We start from the raw sequence: 11,730 nt of genomic DNA on the forward strand, positions 1-11,730 counted from the left end.
GGGCCGCCACTACACCCACCGGCGGTGCTGGTCCGAGGGCCCCGCCGTGGTCGCGCCCGGGGTGCCCAACCTCGACCACCGCGCCGGCGTCGACGAGGTGCGCGGCTGGCCGATCGAGGTGTGGAACGAACCCAACCTCAAGGAGTTCTGGGCCGGCGCCGACCGCGACGCCTACCACCGGCTCTACGAGGTGACCGCCCGGACCGTCAAGGACGTCGACGCCGGGCTCCAGGTCGGCGGCCCGGCCATCTCACCCGGCGCCGACGAGTGGATGACGCGGTTCGCCGAGTTCGTCACCGACCGCTCGGTGCCCGTCGACTTCGTCAGCCGGCACGCGTACTCCACCGGCCCCGCGCAGCACGTGCCGTTCGGGGTACACCAGACCCTGGCGCCGGCGGCCACCCTGCTGCAGCAGTTCGGCCGTCCCCGCGAGCAGCTGCGCGGCGGCGCCCTGGCCGACCTGCCCGTGCACATCACCGAGTTCAGCTCGTCGTACCGGCCCGACAACCCGATCCACGACACCGCCTTCCACGCCGCCTACCTGGCACCGGTCGTGGCCGGCGGCGGGGACCTGGTCGACTCGTTCGCCTACTGGACGTTCAGCGACATGTTCGAGGAGGCCGGGGTGCCGACGGCGCTGTTCCACGGCGGTTTCGGGCTGCTCACCCACCGCCAGCTCAAGAAGCCGACCTACCACCTGTACGCGTTCATGGCGCGGATGGGCGACCAGGTCCTCGGGCGCGGACCGGACCACCTGGTCACCAGGGACGCCGCCGGCCGCGTCACCGTCCTGGCGTGGGCGCCGGTCGACGTCACCGACCTCACCGCATCGCCCGACCGGCACCCGCTGCGGCTGTCGGTCCCGCTGCGCTCGGTCGGGGCCGCCGCCGTGCTGCGCTCGTCGGTACACGAAGAGGCGGGGAACGCCTACGCCGCCTGGTGCGACATGGGCCGCCCGCCGTCGCCGCTGCCACGGCAGCTGGACGCGCTGCGCGAGCTCGCGGAGCCGGTGCGCAGCCACCGCCGCCTGCCGGTCGTCGCCGGCCGGGTCGACGTGGACATCACCCTCGCCCGGCACGAGGTGACGCTCCTGGAGATCTCGCCGATGACCGACGAGACGCCTCCATGGTGGGACGAGCGCCGGCTGCTCGGCCTCGGGGATGCGCCATGAACGTGACGGTGCTGTCCCGCGCCACCGCGGCGATCTACCGGCTGCTCGTCGTGGAGCTGCTGCTCCTGCTCACGACGGTCCCCACGCTGGTCGCGCTCACCCTGCTCGACCGCGACGCCAGCAACGCGCCGCTCGCCGCGGTGTGCGCGGCACCGCTCGGCCCGGCCCTCTCCGCCGCGCTCTACGCGCTGCGGCACGGCGACGACGAACCCGCCACCGCCTTCTGGCGCGGGTACCGCGGCAACGCCCTGCCGGTGCTGAAGCTCTGGCTGCCGCTGCTGGCGTGGCTGGCGGTCTTCGCGGTGAACCTCGGCAACTTCTCCTCGGCTGGGGTCCCCGGCTGGTGGGGCGTGCTGCTGGTCGCCGTTGCGGTGGCCGCGGTCCTGTGGGCCGTCAACGCGCTCGTGATCACCTCACTGTTCACGTTCCGGACCGTCGACGCAGCCCGGCTGGCGCTGCACTTCCTGCCCCGCGGCGCGACCGTCGCCAACGCCGGAGTCCTCATCGCCGCGGCCGGGGTCACGCTGCTGGCCTCGGAGGCGGTCACGGCGCTGCTCGGCTCCCTGCTGGCCGCCGCACTGCTGTGGAACAGCCGCGCGATGACCACCGCGATCCGGGACAGGTTCACCGCGTGAACGAGCGGATGGCCGCGTTCAGAAAGCGCCTCGGCGGGTTCGCGTTCGGCGGGGACTACAACCCCGAGCAGTGGGACCGGCAGGTGTGGGACGAGGACGTCGCGCTGATGCGGCGGGCCGGGGTCAACCTGGTCACGCTCGGCGTGTTCGCGTGGGCGTCGCTGGAGCCGGAGCCCGGCCGCTTCACGTTCGAGTGGCTCGACGAGGCGATGGATCTGTTGCACAGCAACGGGATCAGCGTCGACCTCGCCACGCCGACCGCGGCCCCGCCGGTGTGGCTGTCGCACGGGCACCCCGAGGTCCTGCCGGTGATGGCCGACGGGGAGACATTCGGCTTCGGCAACCGGTTGCACTTCGATCCGGTGTCGCCACGGTACCGGCAGCACGCCGCGCAGATCACCGGGGCGCTCGCGCAGCGGTACTCGCAGCATCCCGCGCTCGCGATGTGGCACATCAGCAACGAGTACGGCCCCACCGCCTACACGCCGCAGAGCGCGATCGCGTTCCGGGACTGGCTGCGCCGGCGCTACCGCGACCTTTCGGCGCTGAACGACGCGTGGTACACCCGGTTCTGGGGCCAGCGATACACCGCCTGGGAGCAGATCGACCCGCCGGCGGTGCCGCGGACGTGGTCGAACCCGGCCCGGCGGCTGGACTTCAAGCGGTTCGTCTCCGACGCCCTGCTGGAGTGCTTCGTGCTGGAACGCGACATCGTCCGCTCGTACCGCGACGACATCCCGGTCGTCACGAACTTCATGCGCTTCTACCCGCACGCCGACTACTGGAAATGGGCCCAGTCGGAGGACGCCGTGGCGCTGGACATCTACCCGGATCCCGGCGACGACGACGCACACGTCGCCGCCGCGCTCAACTTCGACCTGATGCGCTCGCTGCGCGGCGAGTCGTGGCTGCTCATGGAGCAGGCCACGAGCGCCGTGTCGCAGTGGCGGGTCAACAACGTCAAGCGCCCCGGCCGGATGCGCCTCGGCTCGTTCCAGGCGATCGCGCACGGCGCGGACAGCGTGCTGTTCTTCCAGTGGCGCGCCGGCCGCGGCGGGCACGAACGCTTCCACTCCGCGATGCTGCCGCACTCCGGCACCGGCTCGCGCACGTGGGCCGAGGTCGTGGCGCTGGGCAACGAACTGCCCCTGCTCGACGCGGCGGTCGGCGCCTCCTGCACGGCCGACGTCGCGTTGCTGTTCGACTGGGACGCCTGGTGGGGCCTGGAGCTGACGTACGGCCTGCCGCGCAACGACTTCGACTACACCCGGCTCGCGACGGAGCACTACCGGCCGCTGCTGCAGGCGCAGTACGCGGTCGACCTGGTCTCCTTCGACTCGTCGCTGACGCCGTACCGGGTCGTGGTGGTGCCCAACGCGTACCTCGTCAGCGACCGCTGCGCCGCGGCCCTCACACGGTTCGTCGAAGCCGGCGGGACGCTCGTCTGCTCGTACTTCTCCGGCGTCGTCGACCCGGCCAACCAGGTCCGGCAGCCGGCCTACCCCGGCGCGTTCCGCCGGCTCATCGGCGCCTACATCGACGAGTACTGGCCGGCCCGCGGCGACGAGACGTTCGAGGTGCGGTTCGCCGACGGAACGGTCGCGGCGAGCGACTGGTGGCAGGAGAGCATCCATCCGGAGACCGCGACGGTCCTCGCCAGCTACACCAGCGGTTTCCTGGCCGGCCGGCCCGCGATCCTGGAACACCGCCTCGGCGCGGGACGCGTCGTGTACATCGGCACCCGCCTCGAGCCGGCCGCGCTGCGCGACACGCTCCTCGGCGCGGTGCGCGACGCCGGGGTGGCGCCGGTCGTCGACGGCGCGCCGGCCCACGTCGAGGCGGTCCGGCGCGGCGCGTTCCTGTTCCTGCTCAACCACTCCGACAGCGAGTCCGCCGAGGTGCCGGTCCCGGCCGGGGTCGACCTGCTGACGGGGGAGCGGGTCGGCGGCTCCGTCGTCCTCGCACCCCTCGCCGTCCGGGTCATCCAGTAGCTACCAGCGCAGCCAGGCGAGGAGGCGGCGGCCCGGGCGCAGGCCGGCCCGGGTCGAGCGGCGGATCTCGTCGGCTGCCGTCCAGGCCGCGCCGGCCGTCGCCGGTGGTGGCTCCTCGGGGGCGTACGCCGCCCGGTCGACCAGCCCGGCCAGCGTGACCAGTGCCGGCAGCGGGCCCGCCGCCCGGACCACGTCACCGGTGGTGCGGGCCGGTCCGGTCCGCACGCCGGCGTCGCGGAGCCGGTCGACGGTCTCCCACCAGGCACCGAGCACGGCGCGGCGCGGGGAGGACGACCGCCGCCGGCGGGTCCGCCGGACGGCCCTGGCGACCGGGCCGGCGCAGGCGAGCGCGGCCAGCACGACGAAGCCCATCAGCGAGTACCGCAGCAGCGACCGGCCGGCACCGGAGGGCGATCCGGCACGCGGTCCGTCGCCGGTGTCGGTGCGCGGGTCGGCGGCCGCCCCGGCGGTGTCGGGTTCGGCCAGGGGGTTGTCCGGGCGGGTGCCCTGGGCGCCGGCCTTGACGGCGTCGGCGCGGGTGCCGATCGGGTTGCTGCGCGGGCTGGGGTCGATCGTCACCCAGCCCAGCTCGTCGAAGCGGACCTCGACCCACGCGTCGACGTCGCGGCCGGTGACGGTGAACGACCCGCCCTGGTACTCGGGGCGGAAGCCCATCACCACGCGGGCATCGAAGCCGAGGCTCCACGCCATGACCGCGTAGGCGCTCGCGTACTGCTCGCTCGTGCCGCGGTGGGTCTGCAGGAGCCGCTGGATCTGGTAGTAGCCGTGGCCGCCGTCGACGTCCTGGGCCTGGTCGTAGGCGAACTCGCGGGACTCGGCGATGCGGCGGTACAGTACGAGCAGCTGGTCCGCTCCGGGTGGCGTCTCGCCGAGGGTGGCGGCGACGAACGTCGCGATCGCCGGCGGCAGGGCCGGTGCGAGCGGATGGGGCGCTGCCGCGGGCGTGGCGGCCAGGACCCGGTCGATGGCGGCGTTCGGCAGGTGCGAGACGGCCGAGTACGCGCGCGGCGGCTGGTCGCCGGCCGGCACCGCGAGGTCGCCGGTCGCCTCGTCGACGCCGAGGCCGGGCACGTCGATGCGGGCGGGGCGGCCGGCGGACAGCAGCCAGTCGAGTTCGCCGGCGGCGACGTCGACGTGCAGCGTCACGGGTGCGCCGCCGGTGGGGCCCGCGGGCAGGACGGTGCCGGCCCGGCGGAAGTCGCCGTGCATGCTCCAATAGGTGCCGTCGAACACGGTGAGCGTCGCCATCCGCAGGGCGGCGCCGGGCCGGGACGCGGTGCCGGTCAGGCGCAGCACGCGGGTGCCGTCGCGCAGCGCGAGGAACTGCTGCAGTGGGCTGACGCCGCTGCGGGGTTGCACGGGTGCGGCGACGAGCGCGCGCAGGTCGGCGGGTTCGCGGCGGCCGGCGCCCGGGGCGAGCGGCGCGACGGTCGCGGTGGCGAGGACGGCCAGGCCGGCGGCGGCACCCGCGCCGAGGATCCGAAGGGGCCGGCCGAGGCCGCCGAGCTTGACGGCGATCCCTTGCGTCCTGGGCCTTCCGGCGATGAGCAGCCCGCCGATGAGCAGCGTGGCGCAGGGTGCGTACCAGCCGGGTAGTGGGCCGGCCGACGCGCCGAGGCCGAGCGCCGCGGTCAGGCACAGCAGCGGCGGCAGCAGCGGCAGCAGCGGGTTGCGGGTGGCGACGGCGAGCAGCCCGGCGCCCAGCGTGCTCCAGCCGGCGACGACGGCGGCGGCGGCGAGTCCCGGGCCGGCCGGTTCCGCCGGGACGGCACCGGACAGCAGCCGCCACGGTCCACTGAGGACGTCGAACCCGGTGCCGGCGGTGACACACGCGGCCACGACGACGGCGGCGGCGCCGGCCATGGCGATGCCGCCGGGCCGCGGCAGCCGCAGCGCGAGCAGCGCGCAGGCGGCGGCGACCGCGACGGTGACGACGACGGCGAGGGGCAGCGGCCCGCCGAAGACCGGGGCGAACGCGCCGGCGGCCAGGCCACCGAAGGCGACGGCGAGCACGGCCCGCAGGATCGTCATGCTTCGCCGCCCTCTCCGCGGACCAGCCGGTGCCAGACGGCGACGAGTTCGGCGGCGGTGCCGCCGGTGAGCAGGGCGAGGCCGGGACGGCGGCGCAGGCGGGGGCCGGCCGGCGCGTCGGGCACGACAGAGGCGACGACGACCGGGGAGAACCGGCGCCGCTGGTCGGCGAGGCGGCCCAGCATGCCGGGTTCGACCGGCCCGGTGACGACGACGAGCGCCCCGCCGGGCTGGGCCCGGTTGATGGTGTTGAGCAGTTGCGCCGGATCGGTTCCGGTCCCGGCGGCGGTCGCGAGCGCCAGACGATCCATTGTGGACACAGCGTCCGACGGCTCCTGGGCGACGGCGCCGCTGAGCCGCAGCGCGACGGGCCGGCCGAGGTCCTCGACGGCGCGAGCGACGGACGCGGCCACCTCGACGGCGTGCTCGAACAGCGCCGGGTCGGCGCAGCCGGTGTCCAGGACCACGGTGGTGGTCGGTTCCGTGGTGTCGACGTGTTCCTTGACGATGAGCGTCCCGACGCGTGCGGTGGACTTCCAGTGGATGCGACGCGGGTCGTCGCCGGGGACGTAGTCGCGCAGCGACGTGAACGTGACCGTGCCGAGGCGCGGGGTGTCGGTGCTGCGGCCCTCGTAGTCCAGGACCGTGCCGACGTGCAGCGCGGGCAGCGGATGGACCCGTGGATGCACCCACAGCACGCCGTCGGCGGCCTGGCGTTCGGCCCAGACGAACAGCCCGAACGGGTCGCGGCGCTGCACGGTGAGCGGGCCGAGACGCAGCCGGCCGCGCCGGTGGGCGGGCACCTGGCAGGTCAGCTCGCGTTCGGCGCCGGCGGCCAGCGGCGGGACGGGGATCGTGAGGTCGCGTTCGCCGACCCGGTCGACGGCGGTGAACGGCAGGGCAGGCAGCCGGGAACGGTTGGTGACGGTGATCCGCGCGGTCGCCTCCTCGCCGACGCTGAGGCGTTGCGGGGAGATCCGGCGGGAAAGGGTGACGGCCGGGCGGACCGCGACGGTGAGCAGCCCGGCGGCGAGCATGGCGAGGGTCCCGACGGCGATGCCGACGAACGTGGGGTAGCCGAGGAGGACCCCGGCGGCGTAGAGGGCCGCCGCCCCGGCCGTGGCCGCGATCCCGGTGGGGGTGACGGTGAACCGGCGGTGCTCGCTCATGCGGTCGCGGCGGACAGCGCGGGGACCCGGACCGAGTCGAGGACCTCGGCGAGGACGTCCTCGGCGCGGGTGCCGCGGACCTCGACCTGCGCGGACAGGATGAGCCGGTGGGTGAGGACGGCGCCGGCGGTGGCCTTGACGTCGTCGGGCACCACGTAGTGGCGTCCGGCGCAGGCGGCGTACGCCTGCGCGGCGCGCATCAGGGCGAGGCTGCCGCGGGTGCTGATGCCCAGCCGCAGCGCCTCGTGCTGGCGGGTGGCGTAGGCGATGAGGGCGACGTAACGGGCCATCTCGGCGGCGACGTGGACCTCGGACACGGCCCGTTGCGCGTGGAGGATCTCCTCGGGGGTGGTGACGGCGGCGAGCCGCGGCGGCGCGGAGCGGGCCCGGCCGGCGAGGATCTCCTCCTCGACGGCGACGTCGGGGTGGCCGAGGGAGATCCGCATGAGGAACCGGTCGAGCTGCGCCTCGGGCAGCCGGTAGGTGCCTTCCAGGTCGATCGGGTTCTGGGTGGCCACGACCAGGAACGGCGACGGCACCGGGTGCGCCGCGCCGTCGACGGTGACCTGCGCCTCCTCCATGACCTCCAGCAGCGCGGACTGGGTCTTCGGCGACGCCCGGTTGATCTCGTCGGCGACCACGACGTGCGCGAAGACCGGGCCGGGGCGGAACTCGAACGCGCTGCGCCGCTGGTCCCACACGGAGACGCCGGTGATGTCGGTCGGCAGCAGGTCGGGCGTGAACTGGATGCGGTGCGTGATGCCGCCGAAGCTGGCGGCGAGGCCCTTCGCCAGGGACGTCTTGCCGGTGCCGGGGACGTCCTCGATGAGCAGGTGACCGCCGGCCAGCAGGCAGGTGAGGGCCAGCCGGACGGCGTCGGCCTTGCCGCGCAGCACCTGCGCCACGTTGGCGGTGACGACCTCGGCGAGGGCCGCGGGGCCGGCGGCGGTCCGCGGCGATTCGTAGGGGTAGCCGGGTGCGGTCATGGTTCGGGGCCTCACGATCGGGGGGACGGCGTGGTCACGCACGCGGGTGGGGGTGGGGTGGCGGACGTCGGGTCGCTGACCCCGACCGCCAGCACGAGGAAGCAGGCACGCTGGCCGGCACCGGGCAGCGGCGCCGTGTACGAGGTCACGGTCGGCGGCAGCGTCTCCGAGACGGGCCGGAGCCGCTCGTCGAGCACGACGTAGCCGCTCAGCCCCGGCAGCGCGGTGCCGTCGGGCCAGGTCAGGTGGGCGGTCGGGCCGGTGAGCCGGACCGTGGCCGGCATCAGGTGGTAGGACCGCACGGCGCTGCTCTGCCCGGCCTGCGGCCCGGGTCCGGGGGTCTGGTCGTCGCGGCTGTAGGCGATCGCGACGCCACCGGCGACGCCGAGGACGGCGAGCGCCGCGGCGGCGACGAGCCCGCGCCGCCGCTTGGGCGGTTCGGGCGCCGGGGGCTCGGGCACCCGCCGCGCGGACAGCGCGGTGTCCATGCTCGCCGGCGCGAGCTCGGGCAGCGGCCGGCTGCCGGCCGTGCCGGCCAGCCGTGACCACCGGAACGCGACGTCGGCGATCTTCGGCCGGGCGGCGGGTTCCTTGCGCAGGCACGCCTCGACCAGGTCCCACACGTCGTCGGCGAGGCCCGGCGGGCGGGTGGGTGGCGTGTGCACGTGCGCCTGCAGCAGGGCGTCGAGGCCCGGCCCGCTGAACGGTGGGCGGCCGGCGAGCAGCTCGTAGGCGGTGACGCCGAGCGCGTACACGTCGACCGGCGGCCCGGGTGGGTCGCCGGTGATGAGCTCCGGCGCCACATAGGTGGGGGTGGCGATGAGGTCGGTGTGGGCGGCGCCGTCGACGGCGCGGGCGATGCCGAAGTCGGACAGCAGCGCCACGATCCCGCCGTCGCGTTCGGTGACGAGGACGTTCTCCGGCTTCACGTCCCGGTGGACCAGCCCCGCCGCGTGGACCTCCGCCAGCGCGTCGGCGACCTGGGCGATGACGGTCGCCGCTTCGGCGAGGTCGAGCCGGACGCGGCCGGCCCGGGCCCGCAGGTTCTCGCCGTCGACCAGCTCCATCACGATGCCGAGGTCGTCGCCCTCGGCGACCAGGTCGAACACCCGGACGAGGTGCGGGTGCTGCAGCCGTACCAGCACCGTGCGCTCCCGCAGGAACCGGTTGACCGTGTCGGGGTCGGTGGCCAGGTCTCCGCGCAGCAGCTTGACCGCCACGGGTGCGTTGTCGCGGCGGCGGCGCCCGGCCCAGACGACACCGGTGGCACCGCGCCCGATGGGGGTGTCGAGCAGGTAGCCGCTGCCCAGCGGGCGTTCACCGGCCGGTGCGGTGGCCGGCACCAGCGGGCCGGTCGTGGCGAGCAGGTGGACAGGCGTGGCGAGGACCGCGCCCAGCGCCGTGGCGAGGGCACCCGGGTCGGCGGGCCGCTCGGCGGGGTCGGCCGCCATCGCCCGGCGCAGCACGTCGTGCCCTGGACTGCCGGGCGGCACCAGCGACCGCAGGGCCGCGGCGCAGGCGTACACCTGGGCCGCGGGTGTCCAGGGGCCGCCGGCGAGCACCTCCGGCGGTTCGTGGCCGGTGCGGGCGCCGAGCGAGGTCACGAGCGCGGACAGCACCGGCGGCAGCGGGGTGTCGAGGACGTGGCGGCCCGGGCCGGTGCGGTGCAGCGCGGGCGGTGCGACCACCAGACCCTGGTCGGTGAGCAGCCGCAGGCCGTCGGCCCAGGCGCGGGCGGCGGCCAGCGGATCACCCGGATCGTCGGCGGGCCGGGCGGGCGGATCCGCGACCAGCAGGTACGGCCGGCCGGCCGGGTCCAGGCCGTGGTCGAGCAGCGGCAGCACCACGGCGGGGTCGATCCGGGTCAGCACCGCCTCCAGTTCGGCGCACTCGACGCGGACCTGCCGGCGCAGCGCCGGATCGAGCTCGGCGGTGACGAGCAGCATCCTGGCGGGAAACCCGCCGGGGTCGAGGTAGGCGGGCACGGCGACGAGCGGCCCTCCGGTTGGGACCGGGCCCCGGAACCGGATGCCGTCCGGTCGGGGTTCGGGTTCCGACAGCACCAGTGTGGTCACCTCATCGGCCGGGAGCGTTCCGCGCAGTACCGTACCGTCACTGACGGTGTCGCGCAGCTCCGGAATCGTCCTCATCGGCGGCGGCTCCCGGCGGCCGGCGTGCGCTCGGGCAGCACCACCTGGACGGGTTCGGCGGTCCCGCGGCGGACCAGCAGGCCGCGGCCGGGTGGCCATCCGCCGTTGACCGAGCGGGGCAGCCGCAACCCGAAGACCTCGCCGTCGACGTGGCTGGCCGGGTCGAGCAGCAGCCCGCAGCGGCCCCGGCGGGCGGTGGCGAGCCAGCCACGGTACGGGCTTGCCTGCAGGTCCTCCGTCGTGGCGGCGGCGACCAGCAGCGAACCGGAGTCGCGGGCGCCACGGGCGAACACCTCCAGCAGTTCCGTCAGTTCGAAGTCGGTGAGCAGCTCACCGTCGTCGATCACCAGGGCGAACGGCCCGGACTCGGCGGCGTCGGCGATCTCGGCCGCGATCTCGGTGGCGTCGCCGGTCAGCACGCCGAGGATGCCGGGCTCGCCGGCCAGGTCGCGCAGCGGGGACGGGCGGGTCGCGACGACGAGCACCGGCAGGCGGCCGTCGCGGTGCCCGGTCAGGCTCCGCGCGACGGCGAGCAGCGCGGTGGACCGGCCCGACCGTTGCGGGCCGGCGACCACGAACGCGCCGCCGAGGTCGGCGAGGTCGACGTCGACGGGGCCGAGCTGGTCGCCGCCGACCACGGGGGTGCAGACAGCAGCGCCGGCGGGCCGGTCGCGCCGGCGCAGCGCCTCGGCGTCCGCGGCGGTCAGCTCGTCCGGCAGCGGGTCGAGGCGGCGCGGCAGCAGATCGGCGGCGGTGCCGTCCCAGCGGGTGGCGAGGGCCACGGCGAGCCGCTCGACGGCGGCGGTCTGGGCGGCGCCGGCCGGGTCGGGGTCCAGCAGCGCGATCTGCACCTGTTCGCCGGTGTCGGCCCAGACGGCGCGGCCGGCCGGCAGGTGCCGGGGCAGCCCGCGCGGGTCGACGCCGAACGCGGCCGCGTCGTCGGTGGTGGCCTGGCGCAGCACCAGCCGGGCCGATATCGCCGAGGCGATCCGGTGCGGGAAGCCGGTGCGGTCGGTGCTGAGCACGGTGGTCACGCCGACCGCCGGCCCGGTACGCAGCAGCGACTCGAGCCGGTCGACGGCCCGGCCACCGTCCAGCTCGGCGTACCGGGCGAGGAAGCCTTCCAGCCGGTCGATGAGCAGGACCAGGTACGGCAGCGGTTCACCGGCCCCGGTGCGGGGTGCGGCCCGGTGCTCGGCGAGCGAGGCGTGCCCGACCACGGACAGCCGCCGCTGCCGGCGGCCGACCTCGTCGTGCAGGAGCGTGAGCAGCCGCTCGGTGCGGGCGGTGTCGTCGCCGGGCACGACCGCGCCGCAGTGCGGCAGCGCCGACAGCGGGGCGAGCGCCTGGTTGCCGCAGTCCAGCGCGTACAGGTGCAGGTCGGCCGGGGACGTGCCGGCGGCCAGCGCGGCGGCCAGGGTCCGCAGCACCGTCGAACGGCCGGCCCGCACGGTGCCGGCGACGGCGACGCAGCCGGTGCGCTCCAGGTCGAGCACGAACGGGTCCTGCGCCTGGTCCTCGGGGCGGTCGGCGAGGCCCAGCACCGCTCTCAACGGCGCCACGCTGACCCTCGCCG

The 11,730-nt window shown here is 75.6% G+C and carries 8 protein-coding genes; 3 read left to right on the forward strand and 5 right to left on the reverse strand.

Annotated features, from left to right (window positions below; genetic code table 11):
• The 3 genes from AB0K00_RS56895 to AB0K00_RS56905 all read left to right on the forward strand — a co-directional run.
• On the forward strand, positions 1 to 1,171 hold a 1,171-nt coding region (locus tag AB0K00_RS56895; RefSeq protein WP_363539919.1), incomplete at its 5' end, for a xylan 1,4-beta-xylosidase.
• Complete coding sequence (locus AB0K00_RS56900) at positions 1,168 to 1,806, forward strand: hypothetical protein (protein ID WP_363539921.1); 639 nt, start codon at positions 1,168 to 1,170, stop codon at positions 1,804 to 1,806. The genes AB0K00_RS56895 and AB0K00_RS56900, both read left to right, overlap by 4 nt.
• The gene (locus AB0K00_RS56905; protein ID WP_363539923.1) at positions 1,803 to 3,797 is read left to right on the forward strand and encodes a beta-galactosidase; all 1,995 of its coding nucleotides are present in this window, start codon (positions 1,803 to 1,805) and stop codon (positions 3,795 to 3,797) included. The genes AB0K00_RS56900 and AB0K00_RS56905 overlap by 4 nt, the downstream gene beginning before the upstream one ends.
• On the opposite strand, the gene AB0K00_RS56910 is transcribed toward AB0K00_RS56905, so the two are convergent.
• The 5 genes from AB0K00_RS56910 to AB0K00_RS56930 form a co-directional block, all read right to left on the reverse strand.
• The gene (locus AB0K00_RS56910; protein WP_363539925.1) at positions 3,798 to 5,849 is read right to left on the reverse strand and encodes a transglutaminaseTgpA domain-containing protein; all 2,052 of its coding nucleotides are present in this window, start codon (positions 5,847 to 5,849) and stop codon (positions 3,798 to 3,800) included.
• Complete coding sequence (locus AB0K00_RS56915; RefSeq protein ID WP_363539926.1) at positions 5,846 to 7,018, reverse strand: DUF58 domain-containing protein; 1,173 nt, start codon at positions 7,016 to 7,018, stop codon at positions 5,846 to 5,848. The genes AB0K00_RS56910 and AB0K00_RS56915 overlap by 4 nt, the downstream gene beginning before the upstream one ends.
• Positions 7,015 to 8,004, reverse strand: coding sequence for a MoxR family ATPase (locus AB0K00_RS56920; protein WP_363539928.1), 990 nt, complete (start codon positions 8,002 to 8,004; stop codon positions 7,015 to 7,017). The genes AB0K00_RS56915 and AB0K00_RS56920 overlap by 4 nt, the downstream gene beginning before the upstream one ends.
• 11 nt (positions 8,005 to 8,015) lie before the next feature.
• The gene (locus AB0K00_RS56925) at positions 8,016 to 10,154 is read right to left on the reverse strand and encodes a serine/threonine-protein kinase (protein WP_363539930.1); all 2,139 of its coding nucleotides are present in this window, start codon (positions 10,152 to 10,154) and stop codon (positions 8,016 to 8,018) included.
• Positions 10,151 to 11,730: FtsK/SpoIIIE domain-containing protein (locus AB0K00_RS56930; protein WP_363539932.1), on the reverse strand; the 1,580-nt coding region annotated here is incomplete at its 5' end. The genes AB0K00_RS56930 and AB0K00_RS56925, both read right to left, overlap by 4 nt.

The sequence above is a fragment of the Dactylosporangium sp. NPDC049525 genome (assembly GCF_040676755.1).
Classification (GTDB): domain Bacteria; phylum Actinomycetota; class Actinomycetes; order Mycobacteriales; family Micromonosporaceae; genus Dactylosporangium.